The sequence below is a fragment of the Streptomyces sp. BK340 genome, assembly GCF_007827595.1.
Classification (GTDB): Bacteria; Actinomycetota; Actinomycetes; order Streptomycetales; family Streptomycetaceae; genus Streptomyces.
In genome coordinates, this window is the sequence record NZ_VISR01000020.1 from 25,957 (window position 1) to 51,167 (window position 25,211).

General features: G+C 70.5%; 22 protein-coding genes. All 22 read left to right on the forward strand.

The features are described 5' to 3' along the window. Positions 1–298 precede the first annotated feature (298 nt). The 22 genes from FB157_RS29675 to FB157_RS29780 all read left to right on the forward strand — a co-directional run bounded on the left by FB157_RS29675 (position 299) and on the right by FB157_RS29780 (position 25,139). A complete protein-coding gene (locus FB157_RS29675) occupies positions 299–1,231 on the forward strand; it encodes a conjugal transfer protein (protein ID WP_145883746.1) in 933 nt (310 codons plus the stop codon). Continuing rightward, positions 1,228–1,569: a hypothetical protein gene (locus FB157_RS29680; protein ID WP_145883747.1), complete on the forward strand. Its 342-nt coding sequence runs from the start codon at positions 1,228–1,230 to the stop codon at positions 1,567–1,569. Before FB157_RS29675 ends, FB157_RS29680 begins: the two co-directional genes overlap by 4 nt. Beyond that, positions 1,566–2,135 (forward strand): hypothetical protein, encoded by a 570-nt coding sequence (locus tag FB157_RS29685; protein ID WP_145883748.1) that lies wholly within the window; start codon positions 1,566–1,568, stop codon positions 2,133–2,135. The genes FB157_RS29680 and FB157_RS29685 overlap by 4 nt, the downstream gene beginning before the upstream one ends. Then, complete coding sequence (locus tag FB157_RS29690; RefSeq protein WP_145883749.1) at positions 2,132–4,822, forward strand: ATP-binding protein; 2,691 nt, start codon at positions 2,132–2,134, stop codon at positions 4,820–4,822. The genes FB157_RS29685 and FB157_RS29690 overlap by 4 nt, the downstream gene beginning before the upstream one ends. Next, positions 4,822–5,169 (forward strand): hypothetical protein, encoded by a 348-nt coding sequence (locus tag FB157_RS29695; RefSeq protein ID WP_145883750.1) that lies wholly within the window; start codon positions 4,822–4,824, stop codon positions 5,167–5,169. Before FB157_RS29690 ends, FB157_RS29695 begins: the two co-directional genes overlap by 1 nt. Position 5,170: 1 nt before the next feature. Continuing rightward, a complete protein-coding gene (locus FB157_RS29700; RefSeq protein WP_145883751.1) occupies positions 5,171–8,044 on the forward strand; it encodes a hypothetical protein in 2,874 nt (957 codons plus the stop codon). Between the two features lie 32 nt (positions 8,045–8,076). Beyond that, positions 8,077–9,189: a C40 family peptidase gene (locus tag FB157_RS29705; RefSeq protein WP_261386600.1), complete on the forward strand. Its 1,113-nt coding sequence runs from the start codon at positions 8,077–8,079 to the stop codon at positions 9,187–9,189. Continuing rightward, positions 9,186–9,830, forward strand: a complete 645-nt coding sequence (locus FB157_RS29710) for a hypothetical protein (protein ID WP_145883753.1) — start codon at positions 9,186–9,188, stop codon at positions 9,828–9,830. Before FB157_RS29705 ends, FB157_RS29710 begins: the two co-directional genes overlap by 4 nt. Then, positions 9,806–12,406, forward strand: a complete 2,601-nt coding sequence (locus FB157_RS29715) for an ATP/GTP-binding protein (protein ID WP_145883754.1) — start codon at positions 9,806–9,808, stop codon at positions 12,404–12,406. Before FB157_RS29710 ends, FB157_RS29715 begins: the two co-directional genes overlap by 25 nt. 17 nt (positions 12,407–12,423) lie before the next feature. Then, positions 12,424–13,317: a replication-relaxation family protein gene (locus tag FB157_RS29720; protein ID WP_145883869.1), complete on the forward strand. Its 894-nt coding sequence runs from the start codon at positions 12,424–12,426 to the stop codon at positions 13,315–13,317. 473 nt (positions 13,318–13,790) lie between these two features. After that, complete coding sequence (locus tag FB157_RS29725) at positions 13,791–14,333, forward strand: hypothetical protein (protein ID WP_261386602.1); 543 nt, start codon at positions 13,791–13,793, stop codon at positions 14,331–14,333. Between the two features lie 224 nt (positions 14,334–14,557). Next, a complete protein-coding gene (locus FB157_RS29730; RefSeq protein WP_261386603.1) occupies positions 14,558–15,208 on the forward strand; it encodes an ATP/GTP-binding protein in 651 nt (216 codons plus the stop codon). Between the two features lie 24 nt (positions 15,209–15,232). Then, complete coding sequence (locus tag FB157_RS29735; protein ID WP_145883756.1) at positions 15,233–15,943, forward strand: SAF domain-containing protein; 711 nt, start codon at positions 15,233–15,235, stop codon at positions 15,941–15,943. Then, a complete protein-coding gene (locus tag FB157_RS29740; RefSeq protein ID WP_145883757.1) occupies positions 15,943–16,767 on the forward strand; it encodes a hypothetical protein in 825 nt (274 codons plus the stop codon). The genes FB157_RS29735 and FB157_RS29740 overlap by 1 nt, the downstream gene beginning before the upstream one ends. Then, on the forward strand, positions 16,757–18,250 hold the full coding sequence (locus FB157_RS29745) for a CpaF family protein (protein ID WP_145883758.1): 1,494 nt from the start codon (positions 16,757–16,759) through the stop codon (positions 18,248–18,250). Before FB157_RS29740 ends, FB157_RS29745 begins: the two co-directional genes overlap by 11 nt. Then, a complete protein-coding gene (locus tag FB157_RS29750) occupies positions 18,247–19,203 on the forward strand; it encodes a type II secretion system F family protein (RefSeq protein ID WP_186581740.1) in 957 nt (318 codons plus the stop codon). The genes FB157_RS29745 and FB157_RS29750 overlap by 4 nt, the downstream gene beginning before the upstream one ends. Next, the gene (locus FB157_RS29755; protein WP_145883759.1) at positions 19,200–20,084 is read left to right on the forward strand and encodes a type II secretion system F family protein; all 885 of its coding nucleotides are present in this window, start codon (positions 19,200–19,202) and stop codon (positions 20,082–20,084) included. The genes FB157_RS29750 and FB157_RS29755 overlap by 4 nt, the downstream gene beginning before the upstream one ends. 40 nt (positions 20,085–20,124) lie before the next feature. Further along, entirely contained in the window at positions 20,125–20,340 is a 216-nt protein-coding gene (locus tag FB157_RS29760) for a hypothetical protein (RefSeq protein WP_145883760.1), read from the forward strand. Continuing rightward, a complete protein-coding gene (locus FB157_RS29765) occupies positions 20,340–20,762 on the forward strand; it encodes a TadE family protein (protein ID WP_261386604.1) in 423 nt (140 codons plus the stop codon). The genes FB157_RS29760 and FB157_RS29765 overlap by 1 nt, the downstream gene beginning before the upstream one ends. Before the next feature lie 14 nt (positions 20,763–20,776). Continuing rightward, positions 20,777–21,220: a TadE/TadG family type IV pilus assembly protein gene (locus FB157_RS29770; protein WP_145883873.1), complete on the forward strand. Its 444-nt coding sequence runs from the start codon at positions 20,777–20,779 to the stop codon at positions 21,218–21,220. Next, positions 21,220–21,666, forward strand: coding sequence for a pilus assembly protein TadG-related protein (locus tag FB157_RS29775; RefSeq protein WP_145883761.1), 447 nt, complete (start codon positions 21,220–21,222; stop codon positions 21,664–21,666). The genes FB157_RS29770 and FB157_RS29775 overlap by 1 nt, the downstream gene beginning before the upstream one ends. After that, positions 21,666–25,139 (forward strand): LysM peptidoglycan-binding domain-containing protein, encoded by a 3,474-nt coding sequence (locus FB157_RS29780; protein WP_145883762.1) that lies wholly within the window; start codon positions 21,666–21,668, stop codon positions 25,137–25,139. The genes FB157_RS29775 and FB157_RS29780 overlap by 1 nt, the downstream gene beginning before the upstream one ends. Positions 25,140–25,211 lie beyond the last annotated feature (72 nt).

A 25,211-nucleotide genomic window follows, 5' to 3' on the forward strand; every position in this document is an offset into this window, starting at 1 on the left:
GGTGTCTGTCGCGGCCCGGCCGGCTTTCGTCTGCGCATCGGTGTCCGGGCCCTGTGGCCGGGCGGCACGTGATCGCACGGCGGTCGCCGGTTCCGGGCAACGCGCGCCGGACGCGATGGCCTGTCGACAGTCCGAGCCTGCCCCATGGTCGGGGTCATGGTCGGCCCGACCATGACCCCGACCATGGACTTCGTGTCCCCATCGTGACCATGGTCGGGGGTTCGTGGTCGGTGGTCGGGTCGGGGTCGACGGGTTTTCTCAAGGTCAGCAACATCCGTTCTGACCTGGGAGTTTGACCATGTCTCCTGGCAAACAAGCCTCACAGAGCGAGGCCGCTGCTCCGATGGCGGCCGGCGCCCGGCTGGAGGCGACGCGCCGCCGCGTACGCCTCTCACGCGTGGCGGTGTGGACCGTCATCGCGGCCGGCCCCGTCGCCCTGTGTGTCGCCGTCGCCTCCACCCCGACCACGGTCGCGGCGGCCACGGCGGCCAAGCCCGCCGCCGTGCGCACCGCGGCGGCCGCCGCCGACCCGGGCGGTTATGCGCAGGTGTTCGTCGGCGCGTGGTTGCGCAGCAGCGCGGACGACGCGACGAGTGCGCAGGCGCGGCTTGCGCAGTCGATGGCGCCGGACGTCGATCTGCCCGACCCGGCCGCCGATGCGCAATCGGCGCCTCAGTCGGTGACGTCGGTGCGCAGTGCGCAGCGCGCGGACGGTGCGTGGGCGGTGACGGTTGCTGCGCAGTACGCAGGCGGATCGGTGCGGTACTTCGCCGTGCCGGTGGCCGCCGACAGCGCGGGTTCCTCGTTCACGGTGACCGGGACGCCCGGCGTGGTGGCTGGCCCGGCCCGGGCCGAGGTGCCGAAGTCGTCGTACGCCGTGACAGTCCCGGAGGGGGATCTGTCGTCCGCCGTCGGGCAGTTCCTCGCCGCCTACCTGACGGGTGCCGGTGAGGTCGACCGCTACCTCGCGCCCGGTGTGAAGCTGTCGGCCGTCTCCCCCGCACCGTACTCGGCGGTCGCCGTCCAGCAGGTGTCCGCCGTCGAGGAGGCTGCGGCCGCCGAGCAGGTACCGGCGGACGACACGAAGGTGCGTGTCTTCGCCTCGGTGGAAGCCCGGGACGCGACCGGTCGGTGGCCGCTGGCCTACGAGCTCACGCTCAAGGCCCGCTCGGGCCGGTGGGAAGTCGCGGCGCTGGAGTCCGGGACCGCCCAGGACGGGGGTGTCCGATGAACACGGTGCACAGCCTGGTGCTCGCCGGGGAGCTGGGGGACTTCGGCGATGGGTGGATCGCCATGTTCAGCCACTGGGCGACCAAGGGTCTGCAGACCGGTCTGGTCGTGCTCGTCGTCGTCATCATGATCCAGCGGTTCAGCCTCAAGGCCGGGATCGGCGCGCTGATCCTGATGGTGATCGCGCTCGGTCTGTACAACTCGCGCAACGACCTGGCGGAAAAGTTCGAGGACGAGGTGAAACACCCGTCCAAGGGCGCTCCCGCCGTCCCCGGCATCGTCCAGTTCGAGCTCCCTGCCTCTCGTGATCACTCGCCGGGCGTCGGAGGGTGGCTGTGAGCGCGGCCGCAGGGCGGGTGGGCCGCTTCTACACCGCCGCCCGCCGCCACCCGTGGGTGCTGGGCAAGGTCGCCGACTGGAAGATCCCGCTTGGGCCATACACCCCGGCACAGATCGCAGTGGCGGTCGGTGGCGGCTTCCTCCTGATCAAGACCATCAGCTGGTGGTCGTGGATGGGACCGGTCCCCCTCGTCGCCTGGGTGTTGGCCATTTGGGCGGTGCGCCGGCCGAAGATCGCCGGCCGGGCGCCGATGCAGGCCGCTTTGGGCTGGGTGCTGCTCGGCTGGCAGCCCAGGGGAGGGCGGATCGGCGGGCGGGCCGCCCGCGACCGCGCTCCCCACCCGCTGCTCGGTGGCTTCACCATCGAGGGCGCGCCCGCACCGGGCCCTGCTGCCAAGGCCTCGCCGTCCCGGCCGGCTCGGCAGCGTGCCCCTCTGCCGGCCCCCGCGGGCCGCTCGTCCGCACCCTGCCGCACACATCCGCGGGCTCCGGCTGCGGCAGTGGGGCCGGTGTCGGGGGTGCAGCAGTTGCTCGCCCGCGCCCAGCAGAGCGGGGGTGCGCGGTGAGGGTTCCGATCCGTCACATCGCCGGGCACCTGGTGTGGTCGACCCAGGGAAGCGTGTGGGCCGTCTACCGGCTGCGCCCGGGTCCGGACGCGCGGGGACAGCGAGAGGAGACCGTTCAGGGCACCTATGTGCCCGCCGCGGTCCGCGACGAACAGCTCGCGAAGATCACCCATCTGATCCGCTCGCTGTCCGGGGCGCCGCGGTTGTTCGGTCTGTGCGCGCAGGTCGACCCCGGTGAGATCGCCCTGCGCATGATCGAAGGCATCGAGCCGGCCGAGCAGGCCCCGGCTTCGGGCCGGCATCCGTGGGTGGAGAACGTCGAGGCCACCCTGGATCTCCTGGATGACCAGGAGATGCACCGCCGCACCCTGTGGCTGGCCGTGCCCCTCCAGAGCGACACCACCGGCCTGCAGGTGTCTGCGTCCCTCGGCGCAGCGTGGGCCGAGGTCGCGCCGATGCTCGGCATGCGCCCGGCGCCGGTGGCGCGGCGCGAGGTGAGCGCCTACCGCGAGAAGGCCTCCCGGGTGGAGGCCGCGCTCGCCGGCGGCATCGCGTTCCGCCCCGCCCGCCCGGCGGAGATCGTGTGGATGATCCAGCACGCCCTGCACCGCGGCCTCGCAGAGCCACTGCTGGCCGAGGCCGAGAGCAGCGACCTGTACGGCGGGCACATCCGTGACGGCGTGCTGCGCTCCCCCAGCTACGCCGACCTCGGGCAGGTCCGCCTGCAAGAGGGCGGCATCGACCCGGAGCTCGACGACGTCGACGAACTCAAGAACGCGGGCCGGATCACACGGTCGGGCCGCAAGGCCTGGTGGCGGCTGAACACCGGCTCGCCGCTCGGGCGGCGGTGGCTGCAGGTCGAGTCCGACGCCGGGGTGGGCTACCAGGCGCAGTTGGCGCTGGCCGAGTGCCCGCCCGCGGTCAGCCAGGAAGCCGCCGATCTGTTCGCCCAGTTGGAGACGCTCGACTTCCCCGTCGACTACACCGTCGACCTCGCCCTCGTGCCCGCGGAGAAGGCCCGCGACCAGGTGCGGCGCAAGAAGAACGAACTCATCGACCAGGCCGACCAGTACGACGCCCGCCCCACTGGCATGCCCGCCTCGATCACGGAGGCCGCCCGCGACCTCGGCGAGCTCGATGCTCGCCTTTCCCGCACCAGCGTGGAGGTCGAGGTGCAGTCGGTGACCGTGCTGACGGTGTGGGGGCCGACCGCCGCCGTCTGCGACACCCGGGCCCGCGCCCTGGCCGCCCTGCTCGGCGGCGCTGACTACCGCGCGGTGCGCCCGGCCGGCCTGCAGGAGGCCCTGTTCACCTTGGGCCTGCCCGGCACGGTACGGCCCGGCGTCGTGCGTGAGTTCACCCAGCACCAGATCAGTGAGGACTGGGCACTGTCCGGGGCCTTCACCGCCGCGGACGTCGGCGACCCGAACGGGATGTTCCTCGGCATCGACCTGGACAGCGGCACCACCCGTCCCGTCATGATCAACGTGGCGGATGCGCCCAAGGTGGACGCGTCCGCCTCCATGGGCATCGTCGGGGACCTCGGCGCGGGCAAGAGCGTCCTGCAGAAGCTGATCGCGGAAGCCGTGTGGGCGCGCGGCGGCTGCGCGATCTGCATCGACCGCACCCCCGTACGCGAGTGGGCCACCTTCGCCCGCACCGCCGCCAAGGGCCGCGTCCAGATCATCGACGCGGCTCAGGCCGAGGTGTCCATCGACCCGCTGCGGATGTTCGACGGCCCTGAAGGCCGCCACTACGCCCTGTCCTACCTCACCCTCCAACTCGGCATCGGCCCGATGAGCACCAACGGCGAGGTCCTCCACCACGCCGTCGAGCAGGCCGCCCTCAGCGACGCCCCCTCCATGCACCGCGTCCTTGAGGTCCTCGAGGAGATGGCCATGCGCGAGGTGGCCAAGCGGCAGGACGCGGCCGCCACCCTCGCCGGCCTCATCCGGGTCGTCGCCACCAACTCCCTGGCCCGGATGGTCTTCGACCCGACGCTGCGGCCAGTGCGGCTGGATGCCTCCAGCGCCTCCGACATGATCGTGATCACGACGACCGGCCTGAAGCTGCCGCCGAAGGCCGCATTCGACAAGCCGGAAGTCCTGCACCAGCAGCCGCTGGAGGCGCTGATCGGCCGCGCGGTGCTCTACCTGATCGCCGCGATCGCCCGGCAGACCGCGTTCGAGGACCCCGAGCGATTCACCGCCGTGGTCCTGGACGAGCTGTACTGGCTCACCTCGTCCGCCGAAGGCACCGCCCTGGTCCACGAGATCCTCCACGACGGCCGCAAGCACGGCGCCGGCCTGCTGGGCGCTTCCCATGACGCCCTGGAACTCGGCCCCGACCGCGGACTGATGGCCTACCGCGCCCTCGCCCGCACCACCGACCGTGAACGCGCCCGCCGAGGCCTGGAGTTCGTCGGTCTCGACCCAAACGACGGCGAACTGCTGCGGCTGGTGACCACCGGCCTGTCCCCCGTCGGCCAGAAGGGCCGGGAGGGCGAGTTCCTGCTGACCTGCCCGCGACAGAACACCGGCCGCATCAAGGTCTCCATCCCCCGCATCCCGCGCATCACCACCTCCATCACCACCACGCCAGGACACCGCACGAGCGCCGTCTCACCCTCCGTGCCGGAGCCACTCGCCGGTGAGGCCGTTCAGACCCGTCCGAAGGAACACGTCTGATGACTACTTCTTCCTGGGACCGCACCCGGCGCGTCGCCGCCGCTGCGAGCGCCCTCACCGTGATCGCCGTCCTGGCTGCCGCGGTCGTGCTCGCCCTCGGGGTGGGCGTGCCGCAGGCGTGGTGGCCGCACACCGGACGGGCCTTCGCCGCCGACGCCGCGCACCGGGATCCCTGCGCCCTGATCGTGGGCCCGGCCAAGGCGTACTGCGAGCGCGGCGCCGCGACCACTGCTTCCGCCAGCCAGCAGGACGTGGCCGGTGGAGCGTGGAGGCTGGTGCCCGCCGGTGCAGGTGTGGGTGCTCTCGTGGTGTGGCGTCTTCGGAGCACCACACAAGGGCGGCGCTGAAATGTTCCGTCCAGACCGCGGTGCCCTTCGTTCGGCCGGGTTCGTCGTGCTGCTGGCCGGCGTGTTTCTCCTGGTGAACAGCCAGGTCGTGTACGCGGCGAGCAGCAGCAGCGAGACCGGGGACCTGCTCGCCCCGCTGAACATCACCTCCTCCGAGGGCGTGCCGATCAACGGCTACGAGCTGAACGCTTCGGGCGGCTCGATCGTCGACTTCAAGGGCCAGGCCCTCGCCTTCGCCCTGTCCGGGCTGTTCACCCTGATCCGCCTGCTGGTGGGTCTGTCCGGGTGGGCGATCGAGCTGGCCTTCCGGTTCCCGCTGCTGAAGATCCTCACCGCGCCGGCGCAGAAGGTCGCCGACGTCTACAACGGGATCGTCGTCGACACGCTGGGGTTGAAGGGACTGCTGCTGGCGTGGGCGTTCGTGTTCGCCGCCTTCATGATCGTGCGCGGGAGGGTCGCACGCGGCCTGGGCGAGATTTTCCTGACTCTGCTGATCGCGGCCATCGCGGCGTCCGCTTTTGTCCGCCCTGACTACCTGCTCGCCCAGGACGGGCCACTCGGGCAGGGCCAGCAGGTGGCCGCCGAGGTCGCGCAGGATTCGGTCAACTCCTACAACTGGGGCGGGAAGATCGCCAGCCACAGCCCATGCGACGGCATGGCGGGCAACGCTGAGCTGAAGTGCCTGCAGCGGGAGGGTGAGGGCCCGGTATCCGCCGCCGAGGTGGCCCGCCCGATCCAGGACTCGATCACCAACGCGCTGATCGTCAAGCCCTTCATGCTGCTCGAGTACGGCCGCATCCTCGACCCGGCCAAGCCGTCCGACCGCAAGGCCTACGCCGTTCACCTCAGGTGGATCACCGGCGGCTACAAGGCCTCCGGCGGCAGTGACGGCAGCAACAAGGGGTGCGACAAGCTCGCGCCGCCGTCCCGGCCCTACTGCGAGGACCACCAGAGGGCTGACCCCTGTGAACTGGTCAAGGGCCCGGCCAAGGAGTTCTGCGAGGACGACAACAGCGGCCGACCCGGCAGGGCCGACAAGCTGCCAGCCCTGACGCCGGGCGGCGAGTTGCTGGACGCCTCGCACGCGCTCGTGTCCGACGAGGACCGGGAGTTCTCCGCCTTCCTGCAGGACATGAAGGGAGCGGGCCCGGTCGGCAAGTCTTGCGCCACCTACGCCGAAAAGCCCACGTGGTGGCGGGTCGGCGGAGCTGCCCTCCTCCTCGTCGCCGCGCTGTTCATCTGCGGCATGCTCCTGTCCAGCGCCATCGTTCTGCTCGCCACCCAGGGCATCTGCGCGGCCGCCGCCGCAGCCGGCGGTGTCACCTTCGTGGCCGGCATGCTGCCCGGTCCTGCCCGGCAGTCGGTGTGGAAGTGGCTGTCGCTGTGGGGCGTCGCCATCCTCATGCTGGTCGGGGTCTGTGCGTTCATGCCGTTCTTCGGGATCGCCGTGGACGCCACCATCACCAACGGCCCCGACCTGATGGTGGAACGGATCCTGCTCATCGACGTCCTCGCCATCGCCGGCGCCGCCGGGCACCGCCGCCTGCTGACCGGGATCACCTCGTTCGGCCAGCGCATGGCCATGCGGATGCGCTACGCCAAGGTCGGCGGCACCCACATGCCCGGCGACACCAGCGAACTCGGCGCAGCCCTCGCCATGAACTCCCCCGCCGCGCGCGGCGGATACGGCGGTGGTCTGCGGATGTTCGCCGGTGGCGGCCGGTTCGGCCTGCTCGGCACTCGCCACCGCCTGATGGGGGCGTTGACCTCGCTGTTCGACGGGGCGGGTCTGCCGGTGGACACCGGGGGGATGCTCGCGGATGCCACCGCCGAGGCAGGGCGCGGTCTCGCACCGCTCACTGCGGCAGCGGCAGTGGGCGGGCTGGGGGTGCGGCTCGGCGCGAAGGGCGCGTACTGGATGCTGATCGGCCGCCGCCCGGACAGAGAGCAGCTGGCCCAGTGGCGCAAGCCCACCGCCGGCGGCGACCCGAACACAGGTGGCCCGGCAGGTGCGGGCAGCGGGGGGCCGCGCAGGCCCGGGGGTCCGCCCGACCGCTACCGCAACGCTGAGGGGCAGATCGTCGACCGCCGCACCGGCGAAGTCCTGCATGACCAGAACACCGACCGCGCTCTGCTGTCGACGCGCGCCCACAACCGGCTGGTCCGCTTCCGTGGATACCGCATCGCCCACCGAGGCGGCCGCGCCGCCTACGGGGCGACGGTCGGTCTGCCGGCCAACATCCAACGCACCCGTGCCGGGGGCTCGCGCTACTCCCAGGACGCCCGCCAGCAGGTGCGGGTGTGGGGCAACACCGTGCGCGAGGACGGCCGTGCCTGGGCTGGCGCAGGACGGCAGGTCGCGGGCGTCGTGCGGGAGCACACCGACGACCGCGGTGGTCCCGGCGCCTTGGCCAGCCGCCGACTGCCCACCGCAACATCTTCCGCCGTCCCGTCCTCTCGCGGCACAACCACGCAGCAGCCGCCTGGCACGCGCGTCTCAGGGCAGGGTCGACCGACCGGTGCCCGGACAGCGGCGCCACCCGCACGCACGACCTCCGGCAGCCGCGCCAGCCGCCCGTCTGCTCCAGGGCCGTCCCTGGACCGCTTCGAGCGGCTGATGAACGATCCGGCGGAACTCCGGCGCGCCACCATCCGAAATGTCGCCCGGGTCGACCCCGACCTCGCACGCCGCATGCAAGGCAGCAGCGCATCGCAGGCCGGCAACAGGCCAGGCCCTTCAGGTGCCGGGAGCTCCACACGCGAGGAGGCGCGCGCCCGGTGGGAGGCGCTGATGCGGCGCACAGCAGCCGACGCCGACCGGCTGCGCCAGCAGCGCAGCCAGCCGGACGCCCCCGAGGGCGGTGACGACGAGTGAAGAGTCGACGCCGTCTCGGGCGATGGGCGTGCGTGACAGCTCTGCTGCTGTTCACCGCCGTGTGCTGTGCAGCTCCGGTCTCCGGAGCGATCAGCGCGATCGTTGCGCTGCAGACCGCCCGGCAGGACGACGGCGGGATCGCCGACGGTGGCACCGCCGCAGACATCCCCCCGCGCATGCTGACCGCCTACAAGAAGGCCGTCGTGCAGGTCGGCCGGTACGCGCCGAAGTGCAACGGCATGCGCTGGCCGATCCTTGCCGGGATCGCCAAGGTCGAGTCCAACCACGCGGTGGGCCGCAACATCGCCGCCAGTGGAGACATCCGACCGAAGATCTACGGGGTGCTCCTCAACGGCTCTGGCCAGGGCGGCAACACCACCGCCTTCCCCGACACCGACAACGGCCGCTGGGACGGCACCGCCACCGGTGAGCGCGCCGTCGGCCCCTTCCAGTTCCTGCCCTCCACCTGGGAAGGCAACGACAAGGACGCCAACGGCGACCAGAAGGCCGACCCGCACAACGCCGACGACGCCGCCCTCGGCGCCGCCCTCTACCTGTGCGGAAACGGCCGAGACCTGACCAGGCGCACCCAGCTCAAGGCTGCGATCCTCCAGTACAACCACTCCAACGAGTACGTCGCCAACGTTCTGGGCTGGATCGACCAGTACACGGCGGCGGCCAAGAACCCCGACCTGAAGAACGTGTCCGAGAAGGTCCGCACCGTCATCGAGGCGGCACTCTCCCAGCGGGGCGTGCCCTACTCATGGGGCGGCGGCAACGCTGGCGGCCCGTCCTACGGCTTCTGCTGCTCTCCCAGCGGGAAAAGCGGCGCGAGCATCAAGGGATTCGACTGCTCGGGCCTGACCACCTACGCGTACGCCAAGGCCGGCATCAGCCTGCCGCGCACCGCCGCCGCGCAAGCCGGCGTCGGCCAGCGCATCCCCGCCAGCCTTGGCACGAGCGCCCTTAAACCCGGCGACCTCGTCTTCTTTGCCTACGCCCCTGGACACGATTCCACGATCTATCACGTCGGGATCTACGCCGGCAGCGGACAGATGATCAACGCCGCCCGCCCGGGCACGGTCGTCCGGCTGGACTCGGTCAGCGCCATGTCGGGCTATGCGGGGGGAGCACGCCTACTGTGACCACCAACCCGCGCTCACCGCGTCTGCTGGTGCTGTGCACCATCACGCTCGCCGTCGCTGGCGTCGCCCTCCTCGGCATACCGCACGGCCAGGAGCCACCGGTCCCGAAGGCTTCCCCGACTGCTCACGCAACGACGGATCCGTCACTTGCGGCCTCTACGCCGACCACTGACCAGCCGACCGTCGGCACGTCTGTCTCGACGCCCGCCGCGTCGACACCGGCGGTCCTTGAGTCTGCACTGCCGCCGCACGGCGAAGGCCCGGCCGGCGACGCGACCATCCAAAAGGCGTTGGAGGCCGCGTGGCCCCCAGACCTTTCCTCCCGCGACGCACGCGAACTGCTGGCATCAGGACGCGACCTTCTGCGCGCCGACGCCACCGGGATCGGCCGCGCGAGATGGCCTGCGGTCTTCCCCGCCTCATGGCAGGGCCTCGCGCCGGCGTTCGCCACCGCCCGTTTCCGGATCCAGGCCGCGATCGCCCGCCGCGACGGCAGCCCGGACAAGGCGGTGGTGCACCTGGTGTGGGCCGGTACCGACCGCGGCGGCACCTTCACCGACGGCCGCATCACCGACTGGCACTTCACCCGCACCACGACAAAGAAGGGGGCGTCCACGTGGACTCCCAAGCCCCATACCTGACCAGACAGGTGCTCGGCCTCATCTCCGGCATCGTTCACACCGTCGGCTGGGCTATCACAAACTGGTGGGTGGTGGCCTTGGCCGCCCTCGCGGTCTGGGCCGCGGGCGAGGCGGTGGTGCGCCATCTGGCGCGGAAGGCCTCGGCCGAACGGATGGCGCTGGAGCTCGTTCCGTCGCGGCACTTCGACCCTGGTCTGGAGGAGATCTTCCGCCGGGGTGTTCAGCTCGCCCGGGCCTCGACGAGCATGCCGTGGTGGGCGCCGCGCCGGTCGAAGGCGGTGCAGATCCGGCTGCGCGCCGACGGCTCCAGCCCGCTGCGCTATCGCATCGAGGGCCCGGCCGGCGGCGAACGCCTTCTGTCGATCACGCCGTTCGGTCCGGCCGTCACCGTGAACCGGGCCCGTCCCCTCGTCGACAAGCCCCGTGATCACGTGGTGCGGGCGGAGTTCATCCTGCGCGGCAAGCCGACCGCACCCCTGCGTGAGGTTCCGCTGAGCCCGGATCCGTTGCAGCCGCTGATCGACGCCGTCTCGGACCTCCGTGCCGAGCTGGGGGACCTTGCCGAGATCCGGCTCGACATCCAGCGCGCCCCCAAGTGGGCGCTGCGGGCGCGCCGTATGCAGCTGATGAGCAACGCGCGTCGCGCGGAGCGGCGGGAGGCCCAGCGGGCCGCGCGGTGGGTGCGGCAGGACGCCACCGGCATCGAGGACTCGCTCACCTGGCAGCTGCAGCAACTGGTATCCGGCAAGCAGGGGGGAGGTGGGCGCCGGCTGGTCATGCCTCCCGTCCCGCGCCGGGTGGACCCGGAGGAGGCGCTGGGCAAGCTCGCCGGGGACGACCACCTGGTGCGGGTGCAGCTGCTGGTGATGTGCGCGTCGAACACCGAGGGCCGCGCCCAGGCCCGGCTCGCTCAACTCCAGGCCGCCCTGGATGTGTTCGGCGGCGGTTCGCGCTGGGCGATGCGGGGCTGGAGGGTAGGCCCCTGGCGGTTCGGGGCGGACCGCTGGCCCAGCCGGCGCGGCTTCGAACGCCGCTGGGCTCTGGGGCACTGCCAGCCACCCCGTCCGAACTGGGTCCGGCTGGAAGAGCTGACCGGCCTGCTCAAGCCGCCCACGGCGCACTGCCGTCTGCCTCTGCTCGCTGGAGACCTGCCGACGTTCGCGCATGGGGATCCCGAGCTGTTGCTGCAGGGGATCTACCGCGGCCCGGACGGCCGCCGACGCCTGGTCGCCACCTACGCCAAGGAGACGCTGTTCGAGGTCGGGGTGGGCAAGGCGGGCGGCGGCAAGACGGAGCGCGCCCTTGGCCAGGCGATCGGCTGGGCGCATGCCGGCGGCGGGCTGATGTTCGTCGACCCGCACCGCGACTCGTGGCCGCGTGCCCTGCCGTTCCTCGCCCACGACAACCTGATGTCGCGTGTAGCGCTGATCGATCTCAACGCCAGCGGGCCCGCTCCGCAGCTCAGTTGCTGGAATCCGATCGGCATGCACCAGGGCCAGGTCGCGCACGAGGTCGTCGAGGCGACCGCAGACGCCTACGCGTCCGTGCTCGGCTGGGACGACGCCACCGCTCCCCGCGCGCTCACCATCTTCACCGCCGCTCTGGCGGTGCTGGTGGCCGTCAACGAGGCCGCCTGCCTGGCCGGGCGGCCGGAGGACCAAGCCACGGTCTTTCACATGCGGTCCTTGCTCACCGACCCGATCTTCCGTACGACGGCGCTCACCGCGGTCGAGACACGCCTGGACGAGGAGACCCGCTCATGGTGGCGGACGGTGTTCCCGACGCTGCCCACCGACGCGTTCGCCGTCGTCCTCAACCCGATCGCCCGCCTGGCCGCCAACCCCGTCACCCGGGCGTTCCTCGGTCAGCCGGCTGGTATCTACAACATCCGTGCCGCGATGGACTCGCGGATGATCGTGTGGGTGTGCCCGGGCGGTAACGGGCCCACCGACCGGCTGATCACCGCGCTGCTGGCCCGGGACCTGCTGCGGGCCGTGCGCTCGAGGAGGGACACCGCGGAAGAGCGGCGGGTGCCGTTCCGCCCGTACTTCGACGAGCTGATCACCCTCACGGGCGCGGCCCCGGAGACGATCGCTGCGATGTTCGAGGACTTCCGCAAGTACAAGGTCCACGTCCACGGCATGACCCAGCTCCTTGGCCGCCTACCCCAGGCGGTGCGGCTGTCGCTGCTCCAGAACGCCTCCACCCTGGCCTCCACCGCGGGCTCGCAGTCCGCCATCGCCCCCATCACCGCAGAGTGGGGCGACACCCCCAGCCCGGACGTCGTCGCCGGCCTGGACCGGTTCGAGCACTACATGTCGCTGACCGTCGAGGGCCGTCGTGTCGGTCCCGTCCAGATCACCGGCCCTCACCTGGACGAGGTGTTCGCCGACTACGCCCGCCCGGGCCAGGCCAGGGCACTGGAGCACGCTGCCCGAGCCACGGCCGGCGCCGCCCCCCTTCACCAGCTCACCGACCGGGCCGCTAACCAGCTCACCCGCGTAAGCGACTTCCTCGCCCAGCACTCCTCCGCCGCCAAGCCGGCCGTCCATCTGCAGAAGAAGGGATACAAGTGACCACCACCTTCGAGACCATGCCGTCCGGCCGTACGCCGAGCCCGGTCGAGCCGCTGCCGCATCTGCTCCTGGCCGTGCTCGGCCAGCACCGGATGGCGACCACGAATCAGCTCCACGAGCTGCTGCGGCCCGGCGCAGCGCGGCAGACCGTCTCCGCGCCGCTCAACAAGCTGCGCCGCGACGGCCTGGTGGACTACACGGTGCTGCCACAGTCCAACCGGTCCCGCGCCTGGTACCTGACGAGCGAGGGCGCACGGCTGACCCGGGACTTCCCGGCCCTGCGCGGACGTCCCGCGTACCCGATCAACTCGGCCACGGCGGCCTCGCTGAAGACCCCGCACACCCTGACCGTGGTCCGCACCCACCTCGCGTTCGTCACCGACGCCCGCCGGCGCGGCGACGAACACGGCCACCTGGACTGGACACCGGAGGTCTCCCACCCGCTCAGCGACGGCGAGCGGATCATCACGGACGCGGTGATGCACTACACCCTCATCGGTGACGAGGAGCGGACGAAGCTGCGGGCGTTTGTCGAGGTCGACCGGACGACCATGGGCAGTGAGCGGCTCGCCTCCAAGCTGATCGAGTACGCCCGGCTGTGGTCGTACGAGCCGCAGCCCGTCGGCCGGACACGCTCGCGGCAGCCCGCCGCTACCGGGGCGGTGTGGCTGCGCTGGTATCCCGTCTTTCCCCGGGTGTTGTTCGTCCTGACCGGGGCCTCCCGGTACGTCCTGGGCAACCGGATCAACGACCTGCAGGCCATGGTGGCCGAGCACCCCCTCGTGGGCACGCTGGCCCGGCAAGTCCCACTGGGGGCAGCCGTCCTCGACGACCTCGAAAACCAGGGGCCCACCGGCGACGTCTGGGTGCCTCTGGCCGGCGGCGAACCGCGTCCCTGGACCGATCTGTGAATCGGCGGCCAGATACCCGACGCGGTACAACGGCCACGCCTTCGGAACCAGGCGCCTACGAGAAGCCGTCAATGCCTCCAGAACCGACGGGTCGGTCTCCTCCTTCTGCGAGCAGGAGACACTCGGGCGGAGTACGGCCAGTTCGACCCGGTCGGGTTGCGATTGGAACAAGCGAAGGCCCAGAACTACAAATCGACATCCGGTTTCGAAAGTGACCGGTTACATCCCGAGTTGCGCGAGTCAACTCAAAGAAGTCGCTAGGAAGTTGACAGGCGCATGCGTAATCTGGCGACTACACAGACACATCACAGCAGCTTGATCCAGCCACTGTGGTGGGTTGCCGCCTGCCGGCACCCAGCACACCGATCATCGCGAATCGCGCCGTACAGGGAGACAAGGTGACACGAGCAGCACGACTCCGAACCAGGCTCGGCCCTGTTCGCATCCGCATGTCCGCAACCGCTTTGCTCGGCGTGAGCGTGCTGGTCGCCCTGTCCGGGTGTAGCGGCGGGGACGGCTCATCGCAGGACAAGGACAAGGGAAACCAGACCGCCGCCGCTGTTCCGTCAACGACGAAACCCGCGTCGGCGGACCCTGAAGCCGCGGAGAAGACGGCCGTCCTGCAGGCCTACGACTCCTATTGGAATGAGCAGGTCAAGGCCTACACGCGGGCCGATATCAAGGGCACCGGCCTGAAGAAGTACGCCACAGAGAGGGCGCTGACGCGCGCCATGGGTGACCTGCTGGTGATGCAGAAGGCGGGAACGGCCACCACGGGCCGCCCTGGTCACAAGGTTGAAGTCACCTCGCTGACGCTCACTGGGAAGATCCCCAAGGCCAGCCTCCGAGACTGCCTCGACATTTCGAACTGGAAGACAGTGAAGAGGAACACAGGGCAGGTCAAGCCTTTCCCACCGAATCAGCCTCTGCGGTACCTCACGACTGTGTCAGCGGAGAAGTGGGGGAAGCAGTGGATGATCACCGATGCCGCGCCAGACGGGACGAAAACGTGCTGACCCGTGCAGCATCGACGTCGGCCGTGCTGCTGATTGTTCTGTGTGCCCTCGCTGCCCCCTCGGCCTCAGCCGATGACGGTCCGGTCATCGGCGGCCACTGCGAGGGGGAGCCTTCATGGGTCACGGTCTGTCGGCAGCAGCCAGGCCGAGGCCACGGTGAGAACCAGAAGCCGTCCGGCAAGCGCGGGAGGAGAGACTCCGAGCCTCACCCGCAGACGTGCGTGGTGGAACGCCTGGATCCACAGCCTCCAGCAAGCGATCCCGTATGGAAGGGCCACAAGCCTGGAGACGGCGCAATCTACGCCCGGGTCTGCCTCAGCGACGCTCTCGGCCAGGCAGCAGGAGCGGACGCGCTCCCTGGCGTCTTCTGGGCCGCTGAGGCACCGGCCGTCAACGTGGATCCAGAACAACTCGCCCGGGAAGCCGTAGACCGGATGCTTTTGACTGGTCCGGACATTGCCAGCCCCACACCCACGGGCCGCTACCTCGTCGGAATGCCCGTGTGGATGTGGGCCAATCAGGGCCCCACAACCTACGGGCCGAACACGGCGTCGGCTTCGCTCGCGGGCGTCACCGTCACCGCGACTGCCAAAGTCACAAGGATCGACTGGGCGATGGGCGATGGCGGCACTGTGACGTGTCAGGGCCCAGGCACCAAATACGTGGCCTCGTACGGCAAGCAGGACTCGCCGACGTGCGGTCACACCTATACACGTACGTCGGCATCCAGGCACGGCGGGAAGTACACCGTGGCTGCGACCGCCATCTGGACCGTGGACTGGCAGGTGAACGACGGCGGAGAAACGGGCCAGTTCACTGAGGTCAGACAGTCCCAGGAACAAGTAGCGGTCGGTGAGCTACAGGTAGTCCGATAGACAGCACGCCGGAAGGATGGAGCGTTGAGCAAGACCCAAGAACGTGCAAACGCCGCCAGCTCAAACGGCTTTCCCCAGCAGGGCAGCGTGGCCGGCCCCGTGACTCCCCCGCGGGTGTCAGCCCGCCGTCGCCGGCCTGGTGTGATCGCGCTGTCACTGGCGCTCATCGCCGCGGGAGGGGCCGGTGTCGCCGTCCTGGTGCTCCAGGTCGGCCACCGTACCGAGGTCGTGACTGTGGTCCGCGACGTCCAGGTCGGGCAGGTCCTCACGGAGGACGACCTGGGCAAGGCCTCTCTCGCCCTGGACCCTGCCGTGAAGGCGGTGCGCGCTGACAACCTGGATTCGGTGGTGGGTAGGCGGGCCGCTGTGGAGCTGAGGCCTGGTTCCCTCTTGGCGCCGTCGCAGGTGACGAAGGACTCCTTGGTGAAGGCCGGCGAGCAGCTGGTGCCGATCGGGCTCAAGCCCGAACAGGTTCCGGCGACGGCGCTGGTGCCGGGTCAGAAGGTGGAGTTGGTCCACGTGCCGGCCCAGGGGCAGGCGCCGGACACGGGTAAGTCGTCCGAGCCGTCGCCGCGGACTGTCGAGGGGCGGGTCGTGAAGGCGTCTGGGGCCGCACCCGGCACTGGGATCGTGGTCGTCGACGTCGCTACTTCTGCCGAGGACGGCCCCATGGCTGCCGCGTGGGTGTCGGCGGGCGCCCTGCACCTGGTTCTCGCTGCCCCGGACGGTAGCTGATGGCTGTGATCGCGCTGGCAGGCTGCAGTGGCGCGCCCGGCGTGACCACGAGCGCTCTCGCGTTGCTGCTGTCGTGGCCGCTGGAACCAGGCCGGCGGATGGTCCTGGCCGAGTGTGATCCGGACGGCGGGGCGGTGCTGCACGGGCTGTTGCAGGGCACGCTCGGCGACCGATACGGGATGCGTAACCTCTCGGTGGCGGCCCGCAAGGGCGAGTTCGGCGATGCCTTCTGGCGTCAGCTGATCGACCTGAGCAGCGATGACGGCAAGCAGGACTCGCCGCGTGACCGGCTGCTGCTGCCGGGCATCACCGATCCCGCCCAGGCGGCGAGCCTGGGCTCGGTGTGGAAGTCCCTGGCCGTGATCTTCCGTGGCATCGAGGTCGAACACGGCCACGATGTCCTGATCGACCTCGGCCGCCGAGGAGCGTTCGGGCCCTGCGGCGTCCTGGCCGAGCAGGCCGATGCCGTGGTCGTGGTGGTGCGTAACACGCTTCGCTGCCTGCAAGCCGCCCAGGCTCGGGTGAGCGCGTTGGAGGAGCGTGTCGGAGAGGTGGGGCTGATGGTGATCGACGAGGGCCCCTACCCGGCGGGCGAAGTGCAGAGGGTTCTGCAGGCGCCGGTGGTGGCGACCCTGCCGTGTGCGCCGAAGGAAGCTCGTGTGCTGTCCGACGGGGCCGAGCAGCCACGGCACTTCACCAAATCGCCGCTGATGAAGGCCGCCCGCACGGCCAGCGCCCTGCTGGTCCAGCGGGCTGCAGTACGGCGGGCGCGCCTCGATCCGCGCGGCGCGTTTGCGGCAGGTGAGGTGACCCGTGCGTGGTAGGCCGTTGCACTCCGATCCGACCGTGGCCCCGCCCCCCGGGCGTCCCCCGCAGGCATGGCCGCACCAGGTGAGCGGAACCCCTTCCGGTGCTGCCTCCAGTACACGGGGGCTCGGTGCCACCACGCCGCAGATCACCGTCGATTACGGCGTTGCCCGGCACATCGCGTCCCAGGTCGCCAAGCAGCGTGAGGAGCTGCTGAAGACCGCCCCGGACATGGACCGGGCCAGCGAAGAGCAGCGGTGCCTGGACTGGATCAACGAGGCCGTCGCGCTGTGGTCGGACGCGCACGCGGCCACTCCGCAGGAGGACGAGGCGCTGCGGCGCGCCGTGTACGACCTGCTGTACCGGGCCGGCCGGCTCCAGCCCTATCTGGACGACGACCGGGTCGAGGACATCATCATCCAGGGCCCGCAGGAGATATGGCTCGACTACGGCGACGGCGAACGCCGCAGGGTGGGACCGATCGCGGACTCGGAGGAAGAACTACTCGACCTGCTGCGCGAGCTGGCGCGGAGTTCCGGGCACAGCGAGCGCACCATCTCCACCGCGAACCCCACCTTGGCCCTGTCCTTGCAGGACGGCTCCCGGCTGCAGGCGATAACGGGGCTGGGCCCGATGACCTATGCGGTCATCCGCCGGCACCGGGTCTCCCACGCCGATCTCGACGACCTGGTGCGACTGGGCACGATCGATTCGGTCCTGCGGGAGTTCCTCGGCGCGTGCGTGCGCGCCGAGAAGAACGTCATGATCGCGGGTAAGCAGAAGGCCGGGAAGACGACCCTGCTGCGGGCGATGCTCAAGGAGTTCGACCCGGAGTGCCGGTTTGCCACCATCCAGACCGAGGACGAGCTGTTCTGTCACGCCAACGGCTACCACCGGCAGGTGGTCTCCCTGGTGGGCCGCGAGTCCAACGGGGAGCGGGACGTCACCGGCCGCGGTGCCGGCGAGATCACGCTCCTGGACCTGATGCATCCGGCGCTGCGGATGTCGCTGGAGCGGATCGTGGTCGGTGAGGTCCGGGGTCCGGAAGTCGTGGCCATGATGCAGGCGTTGACGAACGGGTCGGGCGGCAACCTGTGCACGATCCACGCCCGCCGCCCGGACATCATCTTCGACCGGGTCGCCGAGCTGTACGCGCTCGCCCAGGGCAACCTGTCCGAGCAGCTCGCCTACCGGCAGACCGCCAATGGCCTGGACTTCATCGTGTACGTCGACATGACGGATGAGACGCGGATCGGCGGCCGGCGCCACCGCTATGTCTCCCACGTCCTGGAGCTGACGGGAATCGGCGAGATGGGCCGTCCCGCCACCAACTCCGTCTTCTCGCCGGGGACCGAGTTCGGGGAGCTGCGGGCGGTGCCCCGGATGGACCCTGGCTGCATCGATGACCTGCGGCGCGTCGGCTTCGACTCCGCGCTGCTGCAGCAGCCCTACGGTGCCTGGCCCGCACCGCTGCCGTTGAAGGTGGGGGCGGTCCGGTGATCCTGCTGTGGGCGCTGCTGTGCGGCATGGCCGTCATAGGTGGGCTGATCGGCGTCGTGGCCGGCGTGGTGGGGACCGCGGCGCCGCGCCGGGCCCCGCTGCGGCAGCGATGGCAGGAGCTGCGCGCCAGAAAAGATCAGGGCGAGGACGCCCGGATGCGCCGGTGGACCCTCGCCGTCGCCTCGGTCGCGGTCTTCGTAGCCGTGTGGGTGGCCTCGGGGAACTTCGTCGGGGGTGCGCTGTTCGGCGCCGCCGTGGTCGGTGTGCCCTGGCTGATCACCCCGGCGCAGATGGCCCAGGCGCGCATCGGCCAGCTGGAGGCCATGAGCGAGTGGACCCAGAGGCTGGCCGGTCTGCTGCGCCTCGGCATGGGCCTGGAACAGGCGATGATCACCAGCCGTCAGGGGGCACCGGAGGAACTCACCGAGCAGATCGTCACCCTGTCCGACCGGCTGCGTCTGGGCTGGCGTCCGGAGGAGGCGCTGCGCGCGTTCGCCGAGGAGCTGGACGATGTCACCGCGGACAAGGTCGTCGCCGCGCTCATCCTGTCGGTCAACGACCGCGGCCCCGGCCTGGCACAGGCGCTTGAGGACCTGTCGGGCACCGTCCGCGACGAGGTCGCCCGTAAACGTTCGATCGAGGCGGACCGTGCCAAGCCGCGGACCACCGTGCGATGGATGACGATCATCACTGTGGGCGTGGTGGTGGCCGGGTTCGTCGTGCCCTCCTACACCAAGCCCTACTCCACGCTGCTCGGTCAGCTGGTGCTCGCTCTCCTGACGGCGGGGTTCATCGGGGTGCTCGCCTTGATGCGGCAAATGGGATCCTTCCGCCGCGTTCCACGATTCCTGGTCACCGACCCGACCAGCACGGTCCGGCTGCCCGCGCCCCTGACCGCTGGCGAGCCCGACCTGCCCGTGGCAGGCCGTGAGCCGGAAGAAGTCACCTCATGAACCTGCTTCCTGCCATGCTGACCGGTGGCACCGTCGGCGCCGGCCTGGCACTCCTGGTGCGGGAACTGCTCCGGCCCCAGCCCGCGTTGGCGCCGGCGCTCGCGCGCAGCGCCCCAGCCACCCTGACCATGCCCGAGCCGGAACTGGACCGCGAGGAACGGTGGGGCCGCTGGCTCCTGGCCCGCCTCGAGCGCCTGCCCGGCGTGCGCGTTCCGGCAACGAACCTGGCCCTGCTCGGACAGGGCCCGGGCCAGTTCATGCTGAAGAAGACCTTGCTCGCCGGACTCGGCCTGCTCTGCCCGATGGTCGCAACGGTCCCGTGGATCATCGCGGGTGTCTCTCTGCCGTTCTACGTGCCTGGCGGTGTCGGGCTCCTTCTCGCGGTCCTGCTGTTCATCACACCCGATCTCGCCGTGCGGGACCAGGCCAAGCGGGCCCAGGAGGAGTTCGCGCACGCCCTGTCCGCCTACCTGGACCTGGTTGCCCTCAAGCGGGCCGCCGACGCCGGCCCTGCGGAGGCGCTAGAGAAGGCCGCCGAGGTAGGCAGCGGCTGGCCCTTCCTCTACCTGCAGGGAGCGCTGCGCCGGGCCCGGCTGGAGAAGATCCCGCCCTATCAGGCACTGACCGAACTCGCCGCCGAGTACGACCTGCCCGTCCTGGTCGACGTCGCCGACATCATGCGGGGATCGGCGACCGACGGTGCCGCCGTCTACAAGGCGCTGCGGGCCCGCACCGCCGCCCTCAACGCCGAACTGCTCGCCGATCAGGCCGCGGAAGCGAACACCGCCAGCGAGAAGATGACCGCCCCGGGTGCCCTGCTCGCCGTGCTGGTGATGCTGCTGATGGCGTTCCCCGCGGTGATCCGCATGCTCACCGTCTAACACCCCACAACTCGACGAACCCTTTTGAGGAGCACCCGTCATGAGGTACATCGCCACCCGCACCCACGGTGCCGTGCACTGGCTCAGGACCCGCTTCGAGGAAAGCCTTCAGGAAGCCAGGCGCCGGCCGGACCGAGGCGACATCAGCATCACCACCGTGATCATCTGGGTAGCCGCCGTCACCGGCGCCCTACTGATCGCCGGAACCATCGCCATCGTGATCGGCAAGTACAACAACAAGCTCACCGGGCTGTGATGTCCCCACCGAAGCGGCCGCACGCCCGGTGGCGAAGCCAACGGCGCGACGACCGCGGCGACGCCTCCATCCAGATGGCGATCATCTTCCCCGTCGTACTGCTCGCCACAATCGCCGTCATCCAGGCCTCCATGTGGTACTTCGCACGCCAGATCGCCCTGACCGCTGCGCGGGAAGGAGCCACCGCTGCCCGCGCCTACCAGGCGGGCCCCGGCGACGGTGCGGCCCGGGCACGAAGCGTGCTGGAGCGGACAGCGGGTGACAGCCTGCGCGGCTACAGCGTCTCGGTGAGCAGCGACGGACAGCGCGTGCGGGTCGAGGTCTCCGGCACGGCTATGTCGATGATCCCGGGCCTTTCAGGTCTGCAGGTCACCCAATCCGCTTCGGGGCCGGTGGAGCGCTGGACGGTCCCGGGGGAGTGAATCACGTGCGACACCTGAGCCGTTGGGCTCGAAGAGTCCGCAGCGATGAGGGCAGCGTCGCGATCGAGGCGGCCATCGTCCTCCCGGCGCTCATCATGTTCGTCTGCCTGGCGATCGCCGGCGGCCGTATCGTCACGTCCGGCTCGAAGATCGACGCTGCTGCCGAGGATGCGGCGAGAGAGGCGTCCATTCACCGCACGGCGGCGGCCGCCCAGGGTGCCGCGCAGGCGGCGGCCGCCGAGTCCCTGAACGACCAGGGCATCAAGTGCGCCTCGACGTCGGTCAGCGTCAACGCTGGCGGCCTGAATGTGCCCGTGGGCCAGGTAGGGACCGTCACGGTGACCGTGACGTGCACGGTCAGCCTGTCCGATCTGCTGCTGCCGGGCGTACCCGGGGCCAAGACCCTCACCTCGACGGCGACCTCGGTGGTGGATCAGTACCGGCAGCGGGGGGATTGATGACCAGACGACGGCTGCTGCGGGCGCACCGAGATGACCGAGGTGGAGTCACGGTGTTCGTTGCCGTGTGCGTGGTTGCGCTGATCGGCATCATCGGCCTCACCGTCGACGGCGGCAGCAAAATGCGCGCCACCGAACACGCCGACTACATCGCTGGTGAAGCCGCCCGCGCCGGCGGCCAGGCCGTCGATCCCGCAGGCGCCATCAGTGGCAAGAAGATCGCCGTGGATCCGCAGGCCGCCCAGGCCGCCGCTCAGGCCTATCTGCGCGCTGCCGGCGCCACCGGCACCGTCAGCATCTCCGACGACGGCAAGACGCTCACGGTCACCGTCACCGGCTCCTACGACACCAAATTCCTGTCGGCGGTCGGGATCGGCTCGTTGTCGGTGACCGGCCATGGCCAGGCCACCCTCCTGCACGGCGTCACAGCTCCTGAAGGAAATTGATGCGCACCACCCACTCCCCTGCAGCGGCGGCCCGCCGAACCCTGAGCAGACTCTTCAAGGCTGGCCTGAGTCTTCTCGTCCTGGCCGCCGTGGTCGCGGGGCTGCCAGCCCTGCTGGCCTGGGTCACCCCCGTCATCTGGGCTTACACCCATGACGACCTCACGCACCTGCTGGACCGCCAAGACACCGGCGCGGCGTTCCTGCTGCTGCTCGTCGCGATCGGGTGGATCGGATGGGCGCAGTTCACGTTCTGCGCCGTACGCGAGCTGCTGGCGCAGCTGCGCGGCCGGACCTGGCATGTGCCGCGCGGACTGGGCGCCTCACAACGTGCCGCGGCCCTTCTGATCGGCAGCATTCTGGTGCTGTTGCCCACGAGTTCGGCGCTGGCCTCCGATGCCCAGGCCGCACCAGCCCCGACGGCGGCCCGCGTCCCCGGACAGGCCCAGGCCCCGCAGGCAACCGATACCCGTCAGTCCCAGGCCTCCGCCGCGAGCACACCGCGCGCCCACACCTACACGGTCCGGGAGGCGCGGCCTGCGGAGAGTCTGTGGAGCATCGCCGAGCGGGAGTTGGGGGACGGTGAGCGGTGGAGGGAGATCGCCGACCTGAACGAGGGCCGGACCATGGTCGACGGCACGGTCTTCCGCGCGAACAGCTTTCTGCAGCCCGGCTGGCAGCTTCAGATGCCCGAGACCGCTGCGGCTGTGGGAGGCGTCCGTACGCAGCTGGGTGACGGCGCGCCCGCTGCCGACGACAAGGGTGGGCACGTCGTCACGGTCCACTCGGGCGACTTCCTGTCGAAGATCGCAGAGGAGGAGCTCGGCGACGGCGACGAATGGCCGCAGCTGTTCGCGGCCAGCCAGGGCAGGCCCCAGCCGCACGGCCTGCCCGAGATCACCGATCCCGACGTCATCTACGCGGGGCAGCAGGTCACCGTGCCCGGTGCCCAACCCGACCCGCCGCCCCGAGACCGCGACCCAGCTGAGGAGTCGGGCAGCCAGGAAACCACTCCCCCGGCCAACCAGAACCCTCACGGCACGCAGGCTCCGGGCGACGGCACGGGGAATGCACCAGCGCTCGCGCCCAGCCACACCCAGGCGCCTGCACCGCGGTCGTCGGGGCCCAGCGCACCGTCCAGTCGCCTTGCCGAGCAGCCCGGGCAGGACCAGTCCTCTCCGTCCGAGGCAGCGTCCACGACGCCCGAGCCCAGCGTCAGCGCCTCGGCTTCGGCTGCCTCCCCCTCCATGTCGGCCGAGCCGTCCAGCTCCGCCGGCTCCTCCCCCGCGCCCAAGGCCCCGGCGACAGCTCCGGCCAGCAGCCCACTGAACTTGCGCATCGTGCTCGGCGCTGGCGCGCTGCTTGCTGCCGCCGTCACCGGTGCGCTCGCCCTGCGCAGGACGCTGCAGCGCAGGCGCCGCAAGCCGGGCGAGAAGATCGCCATCGCGTCGGAGACGTCCGCCGCGGAGGCCCAGTTGGCGGCGGCCGCCGAGACCGGCGGTGCTGCCCGTCTGGACGTGGCGCTGCGGACCCTGGCCCACCACGTGGCCCAGCAGGAGAAGGAGGCCGACACGGTCCTGCCGCCGCTGCGGGCCGCCCGGATCGGGACCCGTGCGGTTCAGGTGCTGCCCGAGGACCTCGCCCAGGAACCGGTAGCGCCCTTCACTGCCGGGCGGGGCGGCTGGTGGGTTCTGCCCGCTGATGCCGCCCTCTTGGACGAGGAAACAGCCCGCAACGTGCCGGCACCCTATCCGGGGCTGGTCACGATCGGCAACACCGAGACGGGCGACCTGCTGCTGCTCAACCTCGCCGCCCTGCCCGCGCTACTCCTGGACGGCAACCCGGTCCATATCACCGAGGTGTGCACCTCGCTCGCGCTGGAACTCGGGATGAGTCCGTGGGCGGCCGAAGTCGAGGTCGTCACCGTGGGGTTCGGCGAGGACCTGCCGCAACTGCTGCCCACCGCGCGGATCGCCCACGTGCGCCAGGCCGCGCACGCGCTACGCCATCTGAGCGAACGCCTGCTGGAAGCGCACCAGATGCCCGAAACCCAGCATCACCCGTATCTGTTGCTGTGCGCGTCATCCCTAAACGAGGACACGGCCTGGCAGTTCGCCGACGTCATCGACCGGGCGGGGGCGGTACCCGTCACGCTGATCGCCCCGGCGAGCACCGCGGCCGCTCGTTTCCCCGAGGCGGAGATCCTCAACGCCTCTCTCAGCGAGCCGCAGAACCTCGAGCATGTCGGCACCGACATCACGGTGCAGCGCCTGGAGCACTCCGCCTACCTGCAGATCGCCACCGCGTTGAAGGTGTCCGGGCAGCCGTCCTACCCGGCCGAGGGGCCCTGGCAGGACGTCCCGGACGAGCTCGACAGCGTGGAACAGCCCGAGCAGGTGTCGCTGGAGGATTTCGCGCCCGCAACCGTTGCCACCTCGATTCCTTCGCCGGCGGCGGCAACGGATGTGAGCGGCGAGGTCTTCCCGGCCCTACTCGCCGCCAGCACCGATCCGTCTGGGCTCCGTCTCCTCTCCCCCGCCGCGTCGTCGACCCGGGTCGACGACGACACCGGATCGGACACCGACGCAGCGGTGCCTTCGGCCCCGGCTTCCCCGACTGCTGCGGACTCCATCAACGTTGCAGAGGCAGCGGAGTCTGACGATCCGGGGGCCGACGCCGAGGAACCTGCGGGGCCGGAGGCGAAAGAATGCGAGGGGCAGGGCCTGCACGCCCCGGAGATCCGGGTGCTGGGGCCGGTTGAGGTGACGGGCGTGGACAGCACCGGCCACGGTCCCAGGATGGCGCAGCTGGCCGCCTTGTTGTACTTCCGGCCCGGCCGGAGCGCGGATGTCCTATGTGCCGACATGGATCCCCTCAGCCCATGGTCCACGAGCACCCTCAACGCGCGGATGCAGGGCCTGCGCAGCTCCCTGGGCAGCGACTCGTCCGGCAGCCTCTACGTGCCGCGTCGCAAAGCGGGCGAGGACCCCTACCGGCTCGCTCCCGGCGTGCGCTGCGACTGGACCCGTTTCCTGCACCTCGTCGAACGCGCGCTGCCGCTGGGACCGTCCGGCCTGACCGACTTGGAGAAGGCCCTGACTCTGGTGCGGGGCAAGCCGTTCGGCGGCCGGCCACTGCCATGGGCCGAGCCCCACCAGCAGGAAATGATCACGCGGATCATCGATGTCGCCCACACCGTGGCCACCCACCGCACACCCGCAGGCCCCCACCACGACCTCAACGCCGCGCGCCAAGCCGTCGCGACCGGCCTCGAGACAGACGAGACGGCAGAGCTGCTGTACCGGGACTGGATGCGTCTTGAGGCTGCACGCGGGAACCGCTCCGGCCTGCACACCGCCATCACCCGCATCCAGCACATCAACCAGACATTGGACTGCTCACTCGAGACGGAGACCGAACAACTCATCAACCACCTGCTCAACAGTGCAGTGGAGCCAGGACAGGGCATTCTCTGACACCCCATAGCACCGCCGAGAGCATGCGGCACATGGGCAGGGTCATCACCTGATGCAGAAGGGGAGTACGAG